Annotated in this window: 14 protein-coding genes; 4 read left to right on the top strand and 10 right to left on the bottom strand. The window is 68.7% G+C overall.

What is annotated here, in order from left to right:
* Positions 1 to 131: 131 nt before the first annotated feature.
* On the top strand, positions 132 to 3,644 hold the full coding sequence (locus ACZ5PO_RS36310; protein ID WP_464187679.1) for an indolepyruvate ferredoxin oxidoreductase family protein: 3,513 nt from the start codon (positions 132 to 134) through the stop codon (positions 3,642 to 3,644).
* Between the two features lie 36 nt (positions 3,645 to 3,680).
* On the opposite strand, the gene ACZ5PO_RS36305 is transcribed toward ACZ5PO_RS36310, so the two are convergent.
* The 5 genes from ACZ5PO_RS36305 to ACZ5PO_RS36285 form a co-directional block, all read right to left on the bottom strand.
* Complete coding sequence (locus tag ACZ5PO_RS36305; RefSeq protein WP_464187677.1) at positions 3,681 to 5,465, bottom strand: ABC transporter ATP-binding protein; 1,785 nt, start codon at positions 5,463 to 5,465, stop codon at positions 3,681 to 3,683.
* Positions 5,462 to 7,237 (bottom strand): ABC transporter ATP-binding protein, encoded by a 1,776-nt coding sequence (locus ACZ5PO_RS36300; protein ID WP_464187675.1) that lies wholly within the window; start codon positions 7,235 to 7,237, stop codon positions 5,462 to 5,464. The genes ACZ5PO_RS36305 and ACZ5PO_RS36300 overlap by 4 nt, the downstream gene beginning before the upstream one ends.
* On the bottom strand, positions 7,234 to 8,442 hold the full coding sequence (locus ACZ5PO_RS36295; protein ID WP_464187673.1) for an MFS transporter: 1,209 nt from the start codon (positions 8,440 to 8,442) through the stop codon (positions 7,234 to 7,236). The genes ACZ5PO_RS36300 and ACZ5PO_RS36295 overlap by 4 nt, the downstream gene beginning before the upstream one ends.
* 251 nt (positions 8,443 to 8,693) lie before the next feature.
* Positions 8,694 to 9,710 carry an AraC family transcriptional regulator gene (locus tag ACZ5PO_RS36290; RefSeq protein ID WP_464187671.1) on the bottom strand — a complete coding sequence of 339 codons (1,017 nt, stop codon included), beginning with the start codon at positions 9,708 to 9,710 and terminating at the stop codon, positions 8,694 to 8,696.
* Positions 9,711 to 9,812: 102 nt separating this feature from the next.
* Complete coding sequence (locus tag ACZ5PO_RS36285; protein WP_464187669.1) at positions 9,813 to 11,876, bottom strand: TonB-dependent receptor; 2,064 nt, start codon at positions 11,874 to 11,876, stop codon at positions 9,813 to 9,815.
* Positions 11,877 to 12,360: 484 nt separating this feature from the next.
* Between ACZ5PO_RS36285 and ACZ5PO_RS36280 the strand changes: the two genes are divergently transcribed.
* Positions 12,361 to 12,534, top strand: a complete 174-nt coding sequence (locus tag ACZ5PO_RS36280) for a DUF1328 domain-containing protein (RefSeq protein WP_464187667.1) — start codon at positions 12,361 to 12,363, stop codon at positions 12,532 to 12,534.
* Between the two features lie 130 nt (positions 12,535 to 12,664).
* Here ACZ5PO_RS36280 and ACZ5PO_RS36275 read toward each other — a convergent pair whose 3' ends face one another.
* Genes ACZ5PO_RS36275 through ACZ5PO_RS36265 form a run of 3 tightly spaced genes read right to left on the bottom strand, consistent with a single transcriptional unit; the run spans position 12,665 to position 15,176 of the window.
* Positions 12,665 to 14,338: a sensor histidine kinase gene (locus tag ACZ5PO_RS36275; RefSeq protein WP_464187665.1), complete on the bottom strand. Its 1,674-nt coding sequence runs from the start codon at positions 14,336 to 14,338 to the stop codon at positions 12,665 to 12,667.
* Positions 14,339 to 14,349: 11 nt separating this feature from the next.
* Positions 14,350 to 14,913 carry a sigma-70 family RNA polymerase sigma factor gene (locus ACZ5PO_RS36270; protein ID WP_464187663.1) on the bottom strand — a complete coding sequence of 188 codons (564 nt, stop codon included), beginning with the start codon at positions 14,911 to 14,913 and terminating at the stop codon, positions 14,350 to 14,352.
* On the bottom strand, positions 14,910 to 15,176 hold the full coding sequence (locus ACZ5PO_RS36265) for a NepR family anti-sigma factor (protein WP_464187661.1): 267 nt from the start codon (positions 15,174 to 15,176) through the stop codon (positions 14,910 to 14,912). The genes ACZ5PO_RS36270 and ACZ5PO_RS36265 overlap by 4 nt, the downstream gene beginning before the upstream one ends.
* Before the next feature lie 179 nt (positions 15,177 to 15,355).
* Between ACZ5PO_RS36265 and ACZ5PO_RS36260 the strand changes: the two genes are divergently transcribed.
* A complete protein-coding gene (locus tag ACZ5PO_RS36260; RefSeq protein WP_464187659.1) occupies positions 15,356 to 16,147 on the top strand; it encodes a response regulator in 792 nt (263 codons plus the stop codon).
* Positions 16,148 to 16,349: 202 nt separating this feature from the next.
* Here the strand turns inward: ACZ5PO_RS36260 and ACZ5PO_RS36255 are convergent, their stop codons facing one another.
* Positions 16,350 to 16,673 (bottom strand): hypothetical protein, encoded by a 324-nt coding sequence (locus ACZ5PO_RS36255; protein ID WP_464187657.1) that lies wholly within the window; start codon positions 16,671 to 16,673, stop codon positions 16,350 to 16,352.
* A gap of 165 nt (positions 16,674 to 16,838) precedes the next feature.
* Between ACZ5PO_RS36255 and ACZ5PO_RS36250 the strand changes: the two genes are divergently transcribed.
* Positions 16,839 to 18,344: a sensor histidine kinase gene (locus ACZ5PO_RS36250; protein WP_464187655.1), complete on the top strand. Its 1,506-nt coding sequence runs from the start codon at positions 16,839 to 16,841 to the stop codon at positions 18,342 to 18,344.
* A 218-nt stretch (positions 18,345 to 18,562) separates the two neighbouring features.
* Here ACZ5PO_RS36250 and ACZ5PO_RS36245 read toward each other — a convergent pair whose 3' ends face one another.
* Positions 18,563 to 19,594 (bottom strand): cysteine synthase A, encoded by a 1,032-nt coding sequence (locus ACZ5PO_RS36245; RefSeq protein WP_464187653.1) that lies wholly within the window; start codon positions 19,592 to 19,594, stop codon positions 18,563 to 18,565.
* Positions 19,595 to 19,854 lie beyond the last annotated feature (260 nt).

Raw genomic sequence — 19,854 nt, 5'->3', positions numbered from 1 at the left:
GATTTCTAGCATCTCGCAATACGGAAGGTCATCCCATAATATGGGATATCCCGGCTCTTCGATAGTGGGAAACCAAGTCGGGACTCCCATATCTCCAACGACATGACCGCCACCGCTAACGGGTGCGAAACATGACAGCTCTCGCGAACGTCACGCTCGAGGACAAGTACACGCTGCCCTCGGGCCGCATCTATCTCTCGGGCATCCAGGCGCTGGTGCGCCTGCCGATGCTGCAGCGCCAGCGCGATCTGGCTGCCGGCCTCAACACCGCGGGCTTCATCTCCGGCTATCGCGGCTCGCCGCTCGGCATGTACGACAACGCCCTCTGGCAGGCGAAGAAGCTGCTCAAGGCCGAGCACATCCATTTCGAGCCTGGCCTGAACGAGGACCTGGCGGCGACCGCCGTCTGGGGCAGCCAGCAGGTCGGCCTGTTTCCCGGCGCCCGCTACGACGGCGTCTTCGGCATGTGGTACGGCAAGGGCCCGGGCGTCGACCGCTCCGTCGATGCGCTGAAGCACGCCAATGCCGCCGGCACCTCGCCGAACGGCGGCGTCCTGGCGCTGGCCGGTGACGACCACGGCTGCCAGTCGTCGACCCTGGCGCACCAGAGCGAGCAGGTGTTCGAGGCGGCGATGATGCCGATCCTCAACCCCGCGACCGTTCAGGAGTACCTGGATTTCGGCCTGATCGGCTTTGCGCTGTCGCGATTCTCGGGCTGCTGGGTGGGCTTCAAGGCGATCTCCGAGGCGGTCGAGAGCTCGGCTTCCGTGCGCGTCGACCCCGCGCGCATCCAGATCGTCCGGCCGGGCGATTTCGAGATGCCGCCGGATGGGCTGAACATCCGCGTCGGCGATACGCCGCTGGTGATGGAGGCGCGCCTGCACGGCGCGCGCATGGCGGCGGTGGCCGCCTTCGCCCGCGCCAACGCCATCGACCGCATCGTGCTCGACAGCGCGCCGGGCACGCCGGCCCGCTTCGGCATCCTCACCACCGGCAAGGCCTATCTCGACGCCCGCCAGGCGCTCGCCGACCTCGGCATCTCCGACGCCCAGGCGAGCGCGCTCGGCATCAGGATCTACAAGGTCGGCCTCACCTGGCCGCTCGAGCGCGAGGGCGCGCTGCGCTTCGCCGAGGGGCTCACCGACGTGCTCGTCGTCGAGGAGAAGCGCGGCTTCGTCGAGGACCAACTGGTCAGATATCTCTACAACATGGATGCCGCCCGGCGCCCCAGCGTCGTCGGCAAGCGCGACGAAGCCGGCTCCATGCTGCTGCCGAGCGAAGGCGAGCTGTCGCCGACGCTGGTCGCCGGCGCCATCGTCTCCCGGCTGAAGCGGCTCGGCCACCAGGATCCGGGCCTCGATCAGCGTCTGGCGCGTCTGGCCTCGTTCGAGCAGATCGGTGCGACGCCCGCGACCAAGACGGTGCGCTCGCCGTTCTTCTGCTCCGGCTGTCCGCACAACACCTCGACCAAGGTGCCGGAAGGGTCGCGGGCGCTGGCCGGCATCGGCTGCCACGCCATGGCCATGTACATCCCGGCCCGGCGCACCTCGATGATCACCCACATGGGCGCCGAGGGCACCAACTGGATCGGCCAGGCGCCGTTCACCAGCGAGCCGCACATCTTCCAGAACCTGGGCGACGGCACCTACACCCACTCCGGCATCCTGGCGATCCGCGCCGCCGTCGCCGCCAACGTCAACATCACCTACAAGATCCTCTACAACGACGCCGTCGCCATGACCGGCGGCCAGCCGGCCGAAGGCAGCTTCACCGTCGGTCAGATTGCGGCCCAGGTGGCGGCGGAAGGCATCAAGCGCCTCGTCGTGCTGTCCGACGAGCCCGAGAAGTACCCGCCGGCGGGCTACTTCCCGCCCCACACCGACGTCTTCCACCGCGATGATCTCGACCATGTGCAGCGCGAGCTGCGCGAGACCGACGGCGTCACGGTGCTGATCTACGATCAGACCTGCGCCGCCGAGAAGCGCCGGCGCCGCAAGCGCGGGCTGTACCCGGATCCGGCCAAGCGGGTCTTCATCAACGACTTGGTCTGCGAGGGCTGCGGCGACTGTTCGGTCAAGTCCAACTGCGTCTCCGTCAAGCCCCTGGAGACCGAGTTCGGCCGCAAGCGGCAGATCGACCAGTCGAACTGCAATAAGGACTATTCCTGCGTCAACGGCTTCTGCCCGAGCTTCGTCACCGTCCACGGCGGCTCGCTGCGCAAGCTGACCAAGCCCTCCGCCAAGGGCCGCCCGGCGGCGGCTGCGGATCGCGATCCGTTCGCCGCGCTGCCGCTGCCCCAGTCCAAGCCGCTGATCGAGCCCTATGGCATGCTCATCACCGGCATCGGCGGCACCGGCGTGATCACCGTCGGCGCCCTGATCGGCATGGCGGCGCACCTGGAGGGCAAGGGCTGCACGGTGCTCGACTTCACCGGCCTGTCGCAGAAGAACGGCGCCGTCATGAGCCACGTGCGGCTGGCGGCGCAGCCCGAGGACCTGGCGGCGGTGCGCATCGCGCCCGGCGGCGCCGACCTGCTGCTCGGTTGCGACATGGTGGTGGCGGCGAGCGCTGCCGCGCTGTCCAAGGTGGAGACGGGCGTCAGCCGCGCGGTGGTCAACGACTACCTGCAGCCGACGGCGGGCTTCGTCATCAATCCGGACGTCGATTTCGAGGCCGCGGCGATGAGGCGGTCGCTGCGCCAGGCGGTGGGCGAGAAGGGCATCGACTTCATCGACGGCACGGAGCTGGCGACCGCTCTCATGGGCGACTCCATCGCCACCAACCTGTTCATGCTGGGCTACGCCTTCCAGCGCGGGCTGGTACCCTTGTCGCTGGAGGCCATCGAGCGGGCGATCGAGCTCAACGGCGCCGCCGTCGACATGAACAAGCGTGCCTTCGCCTGGGGACGGCTGGCCGCCCACGCCCCAGCCGAGGTCGAGACGATCGCGCGGCCGCTGCTGGCGCCCGCGCCGCCGCAAGCGCCGAGCCTCGACGAGGTCGTCGGCCGCCGCGCCGGCTTCCTCACCGCCTACCAGGACGCCGCCTACGCGGCGCGCTACCGCGCGTTCGTTGCGGAGGTGGAGCGGGCGGAGGCGACGCTCGGGAGCCGCCGTGATCTCACCCAGGCCGTCGCCCATAACCTGTTCAAGCTGATGGCCTACAAGGATGAGTACGAGGTGGCGCGCCTCTACACCGACCCGGCGTTCAAGGAGAAGCTGGGCCGCCAGTTCGACGGCGACTACACGCTCAAGGTCTATCTGGCGCCGCCGCTGTTTGCGCCCCGTGATCCGCACACCGGCGAACTGAAGAAGCGCGCCTTCGGGCCATGGGTGTTCCGCGCCTTCAAGCTGCTGGCCCGGCTGAAGGGCCTGCGCGGCGGGCCGCTCGACATCTTCGGCTACACCCAGGAGCGGCGCACCGAGCGGCAGCTCATCACCGACTACGAGACCCTGGTCCGCGAGATCCTGTCGGGGCTGACGTCGGCGAACTACAAGACGGCCGTCGACCTGGCCAAGATCCCCGAGCAGATCCGCGGTTATGGTCACGTCAAGGAGAAGAGCCTGAAGACCGCCAAGGACAACGAGGCGGCACTGCTGGCCGTGTTCCGCAACCCGGCGCCTCAGCTGGCGGAGGCGGCGGAGTAGAGGGCAGGCGCCCGTCGTTCGCCGGCTGCGCGGCCGTCATCCGGAGCGCACGGCATCGCGGCGGGCTTCGGCCGGGCGGTTGCCTGGCCGCAGTGTCCAGCCCTCGGAGGCGGCACGGGCGTTGCGGAAGCTGGCGTAGCGGCCGCCCAAGGCGATCAACTCGTCGTGGGTGCCCTGCTCGACGATACGGCAGCCGTCGAGCACGGCGATGCGGTCGACGCGCGATAGCGTGTCGAGCTGGTGGGTGATCACCAGCATCGTGGCGCGACCATGCAGGCGGCGAAGCCCTTCGGTGACGGCCGCCTGGCTTTCAGCGTCGAGCGCACCCGTCGCCTCGTCGAAAAGCAGGATCGGCGCACGCTTGAGCAGCGCCCGCGCGATCGATACCCGCTGACGCTCGCCGCCCGACAGCTGCGCCCCGGCCTCGCCGACCGGACTGTCCCAGCCCGCGGGCAGGCGCGCGATCACATCGTCGAGCCGGGCCATGGCAGCTGCTTCGTGGAGCTCGGCTTCGTCGGCATCGGGACGGCCGAGCAGCACGTTGTCGCGCAGCGTGCCGGCGAACAGGTAGTCATCCTGGAACACCGGCGCGATGAGGCTCGTCAGCTCGGCGCGCTCGAGATCGCGCAGATCCACGCCGCCGACGCGGATCGAGCCCACGTCGGGGTCCCAGAAGCGCGCGATGAGCCGCAGGATCGTGGTCTTGCCCGCGCCCGAAGCGCCGACCAGGGCGGTCGTCGTGTGGGCAGGCAGCGTCAGGGCGAGCCCGTCGAGGACGCGCGCACCCGGGCCGTAGCCGAAGCCGACCCGATCGAAGACGACATCGTGGCGCGTCGGCAGCGCCACCGGGACGGCGGGCTCCGACAGGGGGCGGGCCGCGAGGATCTCCTCCACCGCCTCGATGTGAGCCGACGCCATCCGGATGCCCGCGCTGTAGGCGGCGACCTCCGTCAGCGGCTCGACGATGCGGTTGACCAGCACGAGCACGGCGACGAGGGCCGCGACGCGGCGGGGATCGCTATCCTGGAGCGCCAGGGACGTGGCGCAGGCCATCAGGCTCAGGAAGCTGAGCTGGGCGACCCAGGAGTTGGCGAGCAGCGGCGGCAGGACGGCCCAGAGCTGCCGCCGGCTGGCGCGGTTCTGCGCCACCAGGGCTCGGTCGAACACCGCGTGCCCGCGCTCGCCGCACCCGAAGGCCCGCAGGACGAACTGGCTCTGCGCGAACTCGACCATGCGCTCGCCGGCCTCGGCCGCCGCGGCGTGCGCGGACCGGTCGACGGAACGGCCGAGCCGCCCGGCCCACCAATAGACGGCTGCGACGGCGGGGGTGACGATCGTCGCCGCGAGCGCCATGCGCACGTCGTAGAGGGCGAGCGCCGCGACCAGGACCACCGGCGTGACCACGGCGCGCAGCAGGGGGGTGAGCTGGTGGGCCGGCAGGCCGAGGATGTCCATGACGCCCTGGCTCAGCGTCACGCCGAGGCGGCCGACGTTGTCGGGCGTGAACCAGCCCAGCGGCAGCGTCACCACGTGCTCGCCGATCCGGTGGCGAAGGGTATCCAGCAGCGCCAGCGCCACGTCGAAGCCACCTTGCGCGGCGGCATATTGCAGCCGCCACGTCACCGCGGTTCCGATCAGCAGCGGCGCGAGCCAGGCGGCGGCCCGCGCGATCTCGCCTTCGAGCAGCGCTCCGACGAGCGGGGCCGCCAGCGCGAAGGTCGCCCCTTGCACGGCGCAATAGGCGAGCGTCCAGCGGACGTAGCGGGTCAGCCGCGCGCCATCGTCCGCGGACAGCAGCCTGGACAAGCGGCTCAGGATCATGACGCTGCCGTTGGGCCGACGGGCGCCTCGAGCGCGCGCCACATCCGCGCGTAAGCGCCGTTCCGCGCCACGAGCTCGCCGTGGGAGCCGGTCTCGGCGATCGCGCCGTCCGCGAGCACCACGATCGCGTCGGCGCCGGCGATGCTGCGAAGCCGGTGCGTGATGATCAGGACGGTGCGGCGGCGCGGGCCGTCGGCGATCAGCGCGCTCAGACCGTCCTGGATCGCGGCCTCTGCTTCGGCGTCCGCCTGCGCCGTGGCTTCGTCGAGCACCAGGACGGGCGGATCGAGCAGAAGGGCGCGCGCGATGCTCACGCGCTGCGCCTCGCCGCCGGACAGCCGCGCGTCCTCCCCGTAGACCGACTGGTAGCCGCGCGGAAGCTTCAGAATGCGCTCGTGGACGTGGGCGGCGCCGGCGGCGGCTTCGACCTCCGCGTCCGTTGCATCGGGCCGCCCCAAGGCGATGTTGTCACGGATGCTCATGCGCAGAAGACGCACCTCCTGCGGGACGAAGCCGATCTGCCGGTGGAGATGAGCCGCGTCGACGTCCGTCAGGTCGGCGCCGCCGAGGGTGATCCGCCCGCTCTGGGGCCGGTCGAGGCCCAGCATCAGCTTGGCCAGCGTCGACTTGCCGGACCCGGAGCTCCCGACGAGCGCGGTCACGGTGCCCGGACGCAGCGTCAGAGACACGTCCCTCAGGATCTCGCGCTCGGCCCCGAAGGAGAAGCACACGTGCTCGAATACGACGTCGCTTCCCGGTGGGCGCAGCCTGCCCGTGGTTGTGGGCTGCTCGGGGATGGCGAGCAGCGCGTCGATGCGCGTGGTCGCGGCGCGCGCCACCTGCAGCGCCTGCGCGCCGCCGCTCAACGCGACGACCGGCACCGAGATGCCGAGGCCGATCACCGCGAAGGGCAGCACCCGCCACGGCTCGATCCAGCCGAGGCTCGCGAAGGTGATACCGAAGCCCAGCACGATGAGCAGCAGGGTGACGGGGGCGATGGCGATCGACGCCCGCGTCTCGGGCTCGATGAGGGGGCGGACCCAGTCGAGGAAGAAGCTGCGGAAATCGTCCACGGCGCGACGGTAGGCAGCGTGGGCCTGGCCTTGCCGGCCGTAGGACTTCACGACCGGAATGCCCTGCGCGAACTCGACGACGGCGTGGCTGACGCGCTCCAGCGCCCCGCCGTAGCGGGCCATCGTCTCGTCGTCGCACGCCGCCATGACCCGCCCGTAGAGCATGGCGAACAGCGGCAGCGGCAGCAGCGCGACCAGCGTCATGCGCCAGTCGACCCAGGCGAGGTAGCCGTAGACGAACAGCGTCGTCGCGACGGCATCGGCGAGATCGACATAGCTGTGCGCCACCAGGTGGTGGATCGCCGTCACGTCGTCCTGCATGGCCTGCCGGATGCGGCCGCTGCTGTTGGCCGTGAACCAACCGATCGGCGCACGGGAGAGCCGTTCGGCGAGCCGGCGGCGCAGGTGCAGGGACAGAACGCTGTCGGCGAGGTGGGTGATGAGCTGGACGAGGCCGCGCAGCGCCAGGCCGGCGCTCAGGGCGCCTGCGGACCAGGCGACGATATGCCAGGCGCGCTCACTGCGGCCGGCGTCGTCGCCGAGCAGGGTGCGCGCCAGCTCGGTCAGCCCGATGAGCGGTGCGAGGACGAGGGCGGACGATGCGACCTGCAGCAGGATGGCGAGGCAGAGCCGCATGCGGACCGGCTTGAGCAGGCTCGGTCCGCGGGACGGCCGGAAGGCGTCGACGAGCAGGCTCACCGTCGTCCTCCTGCCGGCTCGGGCCATCCGGCCGCGCGGCGGTGGAGCGCGAAGCCGAGCGCCAGTAGGGCGCTGAGGAGATAGCCCAGGCCGGCGATGAGCAGGGTGGAGCCATAGCCCAGCCGCTGCGCCACGACGCCGCTGGCGGCGAAGCCCAGCAGCGCGATGGCCGACATCATCGAGGTCAGGAAGGTGACGTCGGTGGCCGCCTCGCCGGCCTTGGCGAGTGAGAGGAACCACGTGGTGAACGCGACGTGCTGGATGGCGAGGGCGGAGAAGACGGCGGCGACGCTCAGCAGGGCATGCAGGCGCGCGGCCGGCCAATGCTCGGCCACCACCAGGAGGGCAAAGCAGACGGCGAGGAGCAGGCAACTGCCGACCACCGCCCGTCCTGGTGCGACCCGGGCGATGGCATAGCCGGCGAGGGGGCCGACCACCGTGAAGGTGGCGACGTTGGCGGCGGCGCCGATGTAGCCGATGTCGACGGTACCGAACTCGAGGTCGACCAGCCGCGGCTGGACCATGGCGAAGGCCAGGGCGATCCCGAACACGGCCGGCGCGATGACCGCTACGGCCGTCCAGAGCCGCGCGCTGGCGATGATGCCGAGCAACGGCGTCGGCGTGGCTGCACGCCGATCGTCTCGTTTGGGTTCCGGCACAATCAGGATGCCTGCGGCAAAGACCACGAGAAGTCCGGCGAAGCCGAGCAGGGCCGGGCGCCAGCCGACGGCGTCGATGAGCTGTAGGCAGAGGGCGCCGCCGATGGCGTTGCCGAGCGCGCCGCCCCAGCCGAACAGGGCGGTCCCGAGCGCCCGTTCGTTCTCGCCCAGCGCCTCCGCCAGGTAGCCGAGCGTGGCAATGCGCTGCGTGGCCGCCAGCCCGGCCAGGCCGAAGCTGAGGGCGAGGATCGGAGAAAAATCGTGCCGAGGATCACAGGCGGCCATCAGCGCCACCAGCGCGGCGCTGCCAAGCTGCATGGCGAAGATCCACGATCGCCGCAGTCCCAGCCGGCCCAGGCTGTAGCGGTCGACCACGGGCGCCCAGAGGAAATTGATCGAGAAGGCGAAGAAGACGGTGCCGAACAGGCCAATCAGCTCCAGCGGCGCGCCGCCCTGCCGCATGATGACGGGAACGGCGGCGTAGATCAGAGCGATCGCGAGATATTGCTGGCACGAGAGGGCCGCGACGACGACGAAGCGCATCATCCCCGAACTTTGATTGAGGCGGATTTCAAAGGCTGCGGCTTGAGCATTTCTATCCGATCAGATGACCTCACCGGCGCGGGTAGAAATGATACAATTTATTGAATATGAAGCGCTTTTCTTGAGATCTGGTTGGATCCGCCCGATCGCGAAGCGCTCCGCGCGTGGGTGAGAGATGCTCTAGATCGGGCGCTGCCGCGGAGCCAGGGAGGCGTCGTTTGGGCACGGCCGAAAGACCTATGCGGGAGGCCGGCTCAATGCCGGTGGACCTCCTTGGGCGGCACGCCGAACCGCCGTCGAAACGCCGTCGCGAAATTCGTCGGGTGCCGGTAGCCCACGTAATAGGCGGCCTGCGATACGGTCCAGCCGTCGCTGCGCAGACCGTCCCGCGCGCGGTCGAGCCGTTGTTCGCGGAGGAACTGGAAGACGGGCTGGCCGACGACGGCCGCGAACTTGAGCTTGAAGGTGCTCGCGCTCATGCCCGCCTCCCTGGCAAGGTCGCAGAGCCGGTGGTCCGCATCGAGGTTCGCGATCAGCTTGTCGCGGATCAGCATGATCTTGGCTTGATCGCGCGGGCGCACCGAAGCGCCCTGCGCGCCTTCGCCATCGCCGTCGTGCTCCGCCTCGAGCACCGCGGCGACGAGGTCGAGGGCACAGCTTTCGGCACGCAGCCGGCCCACCACGCCGCCCTGTGCCGGAGCGAAGAGGGCTTGCACGAGCCCCCGGGTCCGGCCGTTCAAGACGAGGGGGGCTATGCGCGCCGACCGAAGCCGGTGGTCCAGATGCTCGGCCAGTTCCGCGTCATGCAGGTGGTCCAGGCAGGCCTGCACGACGAGCAGGCGCGAACTCTCTCCGGTCCGGTAGCTCGACGCCAGGCGCGCCGCATCGCGGGTGGCGACGACAGCTGCGCTGCCGGGCGTCACGCGCGTCGCGGCACCGTCGTTGAGCGCGTAGTTGATCGCGGAGCCGTCGAGGTTGACGGAGATCAGCAGGGAGCGGCTGACGAAGCCGACCCTCACGTTGTCCTCCAGCGTGAGCAGCTCGCTGGCACAGACGTTCAGGCCGCAGGGGAGCCGGTGGGTGGCGATCATCCCTTCCGCCAGCGCGCAGCCGCGGCACGACATCTCGCAATCGTAGCCCCAGGCGCTGGCGATATCGGCGAGGATCGAGGACGAGTGCGTGCCGCCCCCACGCCACCGCTGATCGATTCCGGCATGCACCACTGTCCCACCGCCTTCCCGGGACGGCTCGCCCGCCGCCGCGCGTCGCATACGCGGCGGAAGTCTAGCGGTGGCGAAATTTCATTGCAAATGCAATAACTTAATCTGGTTCTAAACTGGCCGGGAGTGGACTCGCCGCAAGCCCGGCGGGGGTCAGAAGGACGCCTCGGCGCCGAGGCCGATGACCCGGCCGAGCCCGGGCGTCACCGCCAGGACCTGCGGCGAATAGGCCGTGCCGGCGAGCTCGACGGTCGCGTTGAACAGATTGCGCGCGAACCCGTAGACCTTGAAGCCCTCGGTCGCCCAGCCGAAGCGCGCATTGACGATCCTGTAGGGGCGAAGATCGAACGTGTTGGCGATGTCGGCGGTCCGCTGCCCCGCGACGAACTGCAGCTCGGCGCTGGAGACCAGATTGCCCTTCAGCCCATACGGTTCGAGCGGGAGCCGGTTCTCCAGGCCGACGACGCCGGACCAGGTCGGAATACCCGGCAGGCGGCCGCCGTTGCGGGCGCCGGTGGTATCCGTCGCCGGCACGTTGGCGAACGTGGCGTGGACGTAGCCGAGCTTGCCGTAGGCGGTCCAGCCATCCGTGATCTTCGTCCGCGCTGAGAGCTCGAAGCCGTAAGTGCGGTAGTCGAGCGCGGCGATGACGAAGGTGTTGGCGAGAAGATCGAACGAGTTGACGTGCCCCTTGGAGACGTCGTTGTAGAAGATCGTGCCGTCGAGCGACACCCGGTCGTCCAGCACGGTGGTGCGGCCGCCCAGCTCGTAGGTCCAGGCGTAGGACGCGGGATACGACGGCGCCGGCTTGCCGAAGACGGAGTAGATATTGAAATAGGGGAAGCCCGCGCTCGAATAGCCGCGCTTCACCGATCCCCAGAGCAGGGAACCGTCGTTCGGCTTGAAGCTCAGCGTCACGCCGCCGGCGGCGAAGGGATCGCTGACCTTGCCGAACTCGTTGAAGCTGGGGACGGTTCCCGCCGCGCCGTTGGACAGGTAGGAGCCGGCCCGTGAGATCGTATCGTAGCCGATGCGCACGCCCGGCGTTAGCGTCCAGCGTTCGTCTAACGGGATGCCGGCCTCGGCAAAGGCCGAATAGCTGTCGAGGTTGAGCTTGGCGTCGTAGAGACCGTTTTGCGTCGGGCCGAAGGAGCTCCTGTTGGTGCCACCCTGCTCGAAGCGCGAGCTGTAGATGCTGAGGCCCGCGATCCAGCGCAGCGGATCGTTCGGCTTGGAGCTGGCCCGAACCTCGCCTGAGTAGGCGCGCTCGTCGAAGCTGTAACGCGTGCAATCCGAGCAGGACGGGCTGGAGAACGAACCGAACGGCCGGCCCATCAGCTGGCCGTAGATGAGCCCGTCGGTGTTGTCCGATCGCATCTTCGCCTGGATGTTCTGGACGCCGAACGTCCCCGTCAGGTCGAACCTGTCGAATTCGTGCTTGACCTCGACATTGCCCAACGCAAGGTTCCGCTTGAACCCCAGTGGCTGGTCCAGCGCCGCGGCCGGATAGCCCGGGCCGTCGCGAAGTATGTAGTTGAACGTGTCGCTTCTGTTCTTCTCGTAGAAGCCGGAAACCGTGACGGTCGTGCGATCACCGAGGAAGAAGCGGAGCGCGCCGCGGGCAGCGCCGATCTCGTTGGCCGGCAGCTCCTGGCCGCCGATCAGATTCGTGACGTCGCCGTGGTTGCCGGTGAAGCGGATCGCCGCCCGCCCGTTCAGGACGCCGGGAACGATCGTGCCGCCGACGATGAGATCGCTGAGGTAGTTGCCGTTGCTGCCAACCTCGCCCCGCACCCTGATGTCGCGAACCCCGTCCGCCTCGGCGGGCACGATATTGACCGTGCCGCCTTCGCTCGAGCGCCCGTACAGCACGTTTTGCGGCCCGCGCAGCACCTCGACGCGCGCCACGTCGAGCAGCTGCTGCGTGCCCGCGTACATGGAGATCGGGGTGCCGCCGAGTGCGTAGCCGATGGTCGAGTCGAACGGGTTCTGCGGGAAGCTCAGCGTACCGATGCCGCGGATCGCGCCGAAGGCGAAGAGCGGGTTGCCGACGTCGGTCACGCTGTAGTTCGGCACGTTGCGCGAGATATCGACGGCGGCATTGCTCGGCGCCTCCAGCTCGATGTCGCGCGGCAGCACCAGTCCGACGCTGACGGGCACCTTGGTCAGCGGCTCCTCGCTGCGCCGGGCGGTGACCTCGATGACATCCAGCGTCAACGGGCTACCTGGCGCAGGAGCGGAATTGCCCGCGCCACTCTGTGACCACGCGGACGTCGCCGAACCGGCAACCAGCAGCGCGCCCGACACAATCGTCGCGATTTCGCCAAGCAAAGACGAGCGGGCCGTGCGCTCCGACATAGCTCGTGAGGCTCGTGCCATGATTATCCCCTCAGCCAATGCTGTTGCGCCCGGGCGATTTCTGCCTGGATACCTGTTCGGAATCTGTGCTCGGCGGTGTCGGGATTGCCGGCGGCGTGACGCCCGAACCTGAGCGGCGCATCAATAGTTGGCCGGGGTCGGATCGGCCAGCCCGCGGGCATTTGCAGACGGCCGAAATACGTATGCGAGCTGACAAGCATCCCAAGGGGGCGGGGCCGTCCTCAGCCCGCGGCGGAACACATCCTTCGTATCGGCGTTCACCCTCACAGAACATGCACGCCCGCTCCTTGATGAGCGGGATGCGTTTCACAAGGAGAACTCCATGTTCAGCTGGGCTCTAACCTTTTTGATCATTGCATTGATCGCAGCTGCGCTTGGCTTCGGCGGCATTGCTGGCACGGCTGTCGGCATCGCCAAGATCATTTTTGTCGTTGCGCTGGTGCTCTTCGCCATCTCGGCGCTGGCCGGCGTGCTGCGAGGGCGCAACCCCATCTAGCTATCGGCGCCCGCCGCCGAGCCGTCACGGAGCCCGCCGAAGACGATTCGGCGGGCTTTCGTTCGGTCGAGGGGGCTTCGGGGAGATAATCCCGTTCCGGCCGCCGGCGTCCCGCGTCGGGTGCGCGGCTCTAAACCGCTGCCGCCTGCTGTGTCGGCATGGTCACGGCGAGGATCGCGGCGACATCGGCGAGCGGGGCGGCACCGATCTGGTCAAGAAACGCCTTCTGAAAGCGCCCGCTCCTGATCTCCTCGGTATGGGCCGGCGCGGTGATGACGAGCGACATCGCCCGGTCGAACTCCTTGACCTCCACCGTGAGGCCGACGCGGCTCGCCAGCGGCGCCATCAGCAGCGGCCACAGGGTCTCGACCAGCAGCAGGGCCAGCGGAATGGCATGGTCGAGGTCGAGGAAGGCGCCGTTGTCGTGCTGGCGCAGCGTGATGGTGTTCCCCGGCAGGCCGGCCGCATGCTGGACGTAGGCCACGACGTCCTCGATGACCACCGGGACCGACACCAGCCGGATGTCGCCCTGGGCCAGCGCGAGCTTGTAGGCGGCGGCCATGGCGTGGACCCGGCTTTCGGCAAAGGCGAGCGCTTGGCGCGCCTCGCCGGAGCGCTCGCGCTTCATCAGGTTGAGAAAGCTCGCGATGACCTGAAAATTGTTCTTCACCCGATGGTGCAGCTCGCGCAGCAGGGCGCTGCGCTGCTGTGCCACCGTCGCCAGCTCGCGCGTGCGGGAGCCGAGCACCTGGGTCATCTGGTCGAAGGCGTTGGCGTATTGGCGCAGCTCCAGCGGCGCGTCGTCCGGCAGCTCCGCCTTGACGCTGAAGTCGCCGAAGGCCAGTCGCCGCGCCGTGGCGTCGAGCCGCCGGATCCAGTGCAGGAAGAGCCGGTCGATGGCGATCCAGGCAACCGCCAGCACGATCACGAACAGCAGGAACGGAAACACCAGGCCGATCGCCAGCTGCCGCTCCGCCGGACCGAACGAGATGCGTGGAAAGCCGGCGATCGCGGTCAAGGCCGCGTCGACGGGCTCGGACGAATAGGCGAAGGCGCGTCCGTCCCGGCTGTCGGCCTTGGCGAGGCCGAGGCCGTTTGGCGTGGCGAGCGCCGCCAGCGTCGACGGCAACCAAGACGGGGAGCGGCTTTCATCGCCGGCCGCGCCGATGACTTGGCCGTCGCTGTCGACGATTGCGACCGTGCCGCCGGCGGTCGGGGCGACGTCGGTGATCGATTTGCGCCACCAGGCCGGGTCGATGACGAAGGCGAGCACGGACGTCGGGCTCGCCCGCACGGAAACGGCGACGCGCGGCCCGAGCGGACCGCGACCGACCAGCACCGTGTCCGCCCGCCCGCCCGGCGGCCGGCGGGCGGCAGCGTCGGTCCCCGTCCGTTCGTCGGGTGGTTGCGATGCCAACGGCGCCAGCAGCGATGCCCGCGGGAACTGGTCGAGCTCCGCCAATTGCCCTGTGCCGCATGGGATGCCGTCATCGGCCACGACGGCAATCGTGCTGTACTGGCCATTGACTTCGGCGGTTTGGAGCAGACGGTTCTTGCAGTCGGCGCCGCCGACGTCGGAACCGGCGGCGGCAAGCAGGGTGTTGGCGATCCGCCGCGTGCCGCTGATGACACCGCGCGCCTGCCCGGCGACGTTCACCGCCGTCTGGCGATAGCCGTCCTCGCTGGTCCTGTTCGCCGTGCGGTAGACGTGCCACGACAACGCCAGGGCCAGGGCCACTGCCGGGAAAGTCGCAAGCGCAAACAGACAGATCAGGCGGGATCGGAACGTCGCAAAGCTGGCCATGGCCGCCGGGGCTACTCCCCGATGGGCGTGGAGAGCGGTCCAGAGCTGAGTACGGCGTGAGAGCGCGCGTCCGGTCCGAACTCGTCGCCCGAATCGACCGCGAGCAGGGCGACCAGGCGGGAGCGGGCGCGATTGATGCGGCTCTTGATCGTGCCCAGGGCGCAGCCGCAGATCTCGGCCGCTTCCTCGTAGGAAAAGCCGGAGGCGCCGACGAGGATCAAGGCTTCGCGCTGGTCAGCCGGCAATTGCGCCAGCGCCGCTTTGAAGTCGGTGAAATCCATGTGGCCGTCCTGCTCGGCATGTACGGCCAGACGCTCGGAATAAGTGCCGTCGTCCTCGACTTCGCGCGAACGCTTGCGGTATTCTGAGTAGAAGGTGTTGCGAAGAATAGTGAACAGCCAGGCTCTGAGGTTGGTGCCTTCCGTGTAGGCGTGCATGTTGCTCCACGCCTTCATCAAGGTGTCCTGAACGAGATCGTCGGCACGCTCCACGTTGCCTGCAATCGAAATCGCAAACGCTCTCAGGCTTTGCAGTTCGCCGAGCAAGCCGTCCTTGAAGCGTTGTGGATCCGTCACGCGCGCTTCCCTTCGTCGGGCTCGGCCGCGGCCTCGGCGTCGGACGCCTGCACACTGTCGAGCTTGGCCAGCAACTCCAGAAAACGATCGGGAACCGGCTGGCGCACCACCTCATCATAGGCCGCTTTGAGCTGCGACCCGATCACATGTTGCAGCGTCTCGTTGAGCGGCGTGCGCCCCGCGCGCTTGCCCTCGTCGTGCCAGCCGCTGCCTCCGGCCGACGGCAATCCAGCAGCATCCCCGTTGTTGGAGCTGTTCTTCATTTCTGTCTCTCCTGCGCCTCCTTCCGCGAAGCGCAAACGATCTATCCCCCGGGCGGGGCATGGGCGATCGATGTCAGCCAACGCCGTTTTTCCATGATTGTTCCGGCGTGAACGGAACATTTTTGCCATATCGCTGTTTCAGAACGACCGCACGCGCGAGACTTCAAGAGGTCCAGCAGATGTCCCTATCGCAAGAGATTGCGCCGCACCTTCCTTATCTCCGCCGCTTCGCCCGCGCCCTGAGCGGTTCCCAGGCGAGCGGAGACGCCTACGTGGTGGCCACGCTGGAGGCCATTGTCACCGACGCCTCGATCTTCCCCTCCGACGTGCGCCCCAAGCTCGGACTTTACCGCGTGTTCCTGTCGCTGTGGAACACCGTCGGCGACAACGGCAGGCTGACCCGGGTATCGTCGAGCCCGGCCGAGCGCAACCTCGATGCGATCACGCCGCGGCCGCGGCAGGCCTTCCTTCTGCGCACGGTCGAGGGCTTCTCGCTGGAGGAAGCGGCGAGCATTCTCGACGTGCCGATGGAGGACGCGCGCCAGCTGATCGACGAGGCCGGCCGCGAAATCGCCGAGCAGGTCGCGACCGACGTGCTGATCATCGAAGACGAGCCGGTCATCGCCATGGACCTGGAATCGCTGGTGGAGGAGATGGGCCACACGGTGACGGCGACCGCGCGCACGCATCGCGAGGCGGTTCTGGCCGCGCAGACGCACCGGCCCGGCCTGGTGCTCGCCGATATCCAGCTCGCCGATGGCAGCTCGGGCATCGATGCCGTGAACGAGATGATCACCAGCTTCTCGGTGCCGGTGATCTTCATCACCGCCTATCCCGAGCGGCTGCTCACCGGCGAACGGCCGGAGCCGGCCTTCCTCATCACCAAGCCCTTCCAGATCGACACGGTGAAGGCGGCGATCAGCCAGGCCCTGTTCTTCGACCGCAGGGCGGAGCGCAGGCCGGCGGCCTGATGGCCGGCGCAGGGGCGGGCGGTCTGCCCTCGGGCGGCCGCAACGCCTTCCGGTGGGGTGTGGACACCCTTGACCGGCAGCAAGCGCCGCACCTGCGAGCCCCCGCCCACTCCGGAATGCCCAGGTCCGTCCCCGGGACGGGCGCCAAGCACGGCAAAGGCCGGGCGATGCCCGGCCTGCTCGCGTGCGCCCGGCCTGCCCGTCAGCGCCGGACGGTCAGGCCGATCAGGAAGCCGATGCCGGCGGCGACGGCCAACGCCAGCGCCGGATTGCGCTCGACCGAGCCCCGCGCCTGCCGCCAACCGTCGTTGACTTGGCCTTCAGCCGTGCCGAGCCAGTCCCTGCTCTGGCCCAGCGCATTCCGCGCCGCGCGGCCCAGACGGTCCTGGGCCTGGCTGGCGGAGGGCATGCTGTCGCGCAATTGCTCGACATTGCTGCGCAGATTGTCCCCGGCCGCTCCCGCAACCCGAGAAATGCGGTTAGTAATGTTGCCGAGCTCCGATCGGATCGCGTCGATCTCGTCCATGACGTCGACGTTTCTACTGCTGCCGAACCAGGCGCCCATGTTCAACTCCTTGCATCAGGTCTCGTCTGACCAACGCCCTGCCGCAGGACAAGGTTCCGCCCCAGGCGACAGCTTGACAGCGGGCGGCCGGCGGCACGGCGCGCCGTTCGCCAGCGAGGGCCCCGCGTGAGCCTTGAAGCTGCGGCCGCCGGGCCTGGCGTGCGCCTCCTCGATGCGCTCGCCAACGCGCTGATCGCGCTTGCCTGCTTCGTCATCGTCCTCGCCATCGTGCAGATCGTGCGCCGCCGTGAGGATCTGGTCCTGCCGTACCGGCGCATTGCCTGGCGCGTGTCGGCCTTCCTGGTCGTGGTCGGCGCTTCGAGCGTGATCGGGGTGGCGGCGGCGACGGGCCTCGACGACGCGTGGCTTGCCGTGGCGCGGCTCATGATTGCCGTTGCCGGCCTCGGGGTGTTGGTCGCCATCTGGCGCATGCCGAACGTCATCGCGGCGATTCCCTCCCACGCCGACATCAGGCGCGCCAACGCGCGCCTGATCGCCGAGGCCGAGGCCCATGTGCGCACGCTCCGGGAACTCCAGACGGTGCGCGACGAGCTGGAGACGCGCGTCGGCGAGCGCACGCGGGACCTGGACGAGGCTCGCTACCGGTATGAGTTCGCGTTGCGCGGCAGCGGTGTCACGCTGTTCATCCAGGACGAGACGCTGACCTACATCTGGGTCAGCCGGCCGATCTTCGGGCTCGGGCTCTCCGAGGCGGAGACCGTCGGCAAGACCGACGAGGACATCATCCCCGAAGCGTCGCGCACGCGCATGCTGGCGCTGAAGCGCAGCGCGCTGCAGAGCGGCGGCACCCAGACCGGAGAGCTGTCGATCGAGACCGCCGAGGGCACGCGCTGGTGGGACATCCATGCGGAGCCGACGTTCGGCGACGAGGGCGTGCGGCTCTACTGCGCCGCCGTCGACATCACCGAGCTCAAGCAGGGCGAGCAGCGCCTGCGCTTCCTCATGCGCGAGGTGACGCACCGCTCCAAGAACATGCTCGCGGTGATTCAGGCGATGGCGCGCCAGACCGCCGCCGGCTCCGAAACCCTGCCGGAGTTCCTGCACCGCTTCGGCGAACGGCTGCAGTCGCTGTCGGCGTCGCAAGACCTGCTGGTGCAGGAAACCGGTGCCGGCGTGCCGCTCGCCGTGCTGATCCGCTCCCAGCTCGGCCACGCCGCCGATCTCATCGGCGGACAGATCAGCCTCGACGGGCCGCCGGTGACGCTCGGCGGCGATGCGATCCAGCACCTGGGCCTGGCGCTGCACGAGCTGGCGACGAACGCGGCCAAGTACGGGTCGCTGTCGACGCCCGAGGGCCGCGTGAGCATCGACTGGTCGATCGAGACGGCGGGCGACGGGGATCGCTTCCGCATGAGCTGGCGCGAGGAAGGCGGGCCGCCGGTCGCGCCGCCGAGCCGCCGCGGCTTCGGCCAGGTCGTGATCGAGCGGACCGTGGCGAGGACCCTGGAGGGCGAGGTCGAGCTGCGCTACGCCCCGAGGGCGTGCACTGGACGCTCGACGCGCCGGCCGACAATGTCCTGCTGCGGGAGGAAGCCTAGTGTGGCGAATCCGAAATTCGCACCACCCTGGGGCAGCGCTGGGAGCGAATTTCGGATTCCTAAGCCACACTAGCAACTCTATGATTCTAGTGTGGTTTAATAGATCTGAAGTTCCTGAACGCTGGTGCCGTGTGGGGGGCAGGAACTTCAGATCCACCACACTAGAGCATTTCGCCATTGGATGGACCCATCCAATGGCAGAGAAATGCTCATAGCCTTTTGAATCTGGAGCGCTTTCCCGCGATTGGGTGAGTCCACCCAATCGCAAAGCGCTCCAGCGTACCCCGCGGGTTACACCAGCGGCGCCTTGATCCCCGCGCTGCGCTCGAGCCAGCCCGGCACCGGCAGATCCTTGGACCGCAGGAACGCCGGGTTGAACAGCTTGGACTGGTAGCGGTTGCCGTAGTCGGCCAGGATGGTCACGATGGTGTGGCCGGGCCCCATCTCGCGCGCCAGCCGGATGGCCCCGGCGATGTTGATGCCGGAGGAGCCGCCCAGGCACAGGCCCTCGTGCTCGAGCAGGTCGAAGATGAGCGGCAGCGCCTCCTCGTCCGGGATCTCGTAGGCGACGTCGATCGGCGCATCCTCGAGATTGGCGGTGATGCGGCCCTGGCCGATGCCCTCGGTGATGGAGGAGCCGTGCGACTTGAGCTCGCCGGTGGTGTAGTAGGAATAGAGCGCCGCGCCGAGGGGATCGCTCAGGGCGATGCGCACGGCCGGGTTGCGCTCCTTCAGCGCGATGGCGATGCCGGCGAGCGTGCCGCCGCTGCCAACCGCGCAGGTGAAGCCATCGATCTTGCCGTCGGTCTGCTCCCAGATTTCCGGGCCCGTGGTCTCGATGTGGGCCAAGCGGTTGGCCACGTTGTCGAACTGGTTCGCCCAGACGGCGCCGGCGGCATCGGTGCGCGCCAGCTCCTCCGCCAGTCGGCCCGAGACCTTCACGTAATTGTTGGGATCGGCGTAGGCGACCGCCGGCACCTGCACCAGCTCGGCGCCGAGCAGCACCAGCGCGTCCTTCTTCTCCTGCGCCTGCGTCTCCGGGATGACGATAACGCTGCGGAAGCCCAGCGCGTTGCCGACGACGGCGAGCCCGATGCCGGTGTTGCCGGCCGTGCCTTCGACCACGACGCCGCCGGGCCTGAGCGCGCCGCGAGCGACCGCGTCCTTGATGATGTAGAGCGCCGCCCGATCCTTCACCGATTGGCCCGGGTTCATGAACTCGGCCTTGCCGTAGATCTCGCATCCGGTGAGCTCGGACGCGTGCTTGAGACGGATCAGGGGGGTGTTGCCGATGGCATCGACGACGCTGCTGAAGCGGTTCATGGCTCGTCCTGTGTTAGATCGGGGCTCACCCCACGGCATGGCGGCGACGGGACTCCACTTTTCGCGCGCACGCTCCAGATGCCTTGTGTCGGGCGCCTTTCCGGGGCGCGCGGGCGAAACCCCCGCTTCTCCTGTGGACGGTCGCGTGCCGCAAGGCAAGGGCCATGATGGTGGCATTGTTTTCATAATAACACATACGATATGTAAATTATACTATTTCACTTGCGCGCGCGTTGCTTTTGGCTAGTAAGGATGTGAAC

The organism is Chelatococcus sp. KU-N122 (assembly GCF_055391085.1).
Note: the sequence above shows the minus strand (reverse complement) of the source record. Positions and strands in the feature narration are given on the sequence as shown.